This window comes from Anaerolineales bacterium, from assembly GCA_003105035.1.
GTDB lineage: Bacteria > Chloroflexota > Anaerolineae > Anaerolineales > UBA4823 > FEB-25.
This window is the reverse complement of sequence record PQAL01000041.1, coordinates 9266-9611: the sequence shown is the minus strand read 5'-3', so window position 1 is coordinate 9611 and position 346 is coordinate 9266. Positions and strand designations below refer to the sequence as shown.

1 protein-coding gene and 1 pseudogene are annotated in these 346 nt (G+C 60.7%); both read right to left on the bottom strand.

From position 1 onward, the window contains the following. Nucleotides 1-263: hypothetical protein (locus C3F13_18000; GenBank protein ID PWB49884.1), on the bottom strand; the 263-nt coding region annotated here is incomplete at its 3' end. 18 nt (nt 264-281) lie between these two features. Further along, a pseudogene (locus C3F13_17995) lies at nt 282-346 on the bottom strand (hypothetical protein).

The following is a 346-nucleotide window of genomic DNA, read 5'->3' as shown; positions in this document are numbered from 1 at the left end:
AGGGTGGGCATATCCTGCCCGCTGGCGGTGTCCCATATCTTGAGTGTTCTGTCTTTGCTTGCAGAGACGATCCTGGTTCCATCCGGGCTGAATGCAACGCCATAGACCTCTCTGGTGTGACTGCTCAGGGTGTGCCGCGCCTGCCCGGTGGCGGCCTTCCATACCTTGAGTGTCTTGTCCCCGCTGGCGGAGACGATTTGGGTACCATCCGGGCTGAAGGCAACGGCCTCGACCTGACCAGTATGGCCCCTCAGCGTTCTCAACGCCTGCCCGCTGGCGGCGTCCCACAACTTGAGAGTACTGTCATTGCTGGCGGAGACGATCAGGGTACCATCCGGGCTAAAAC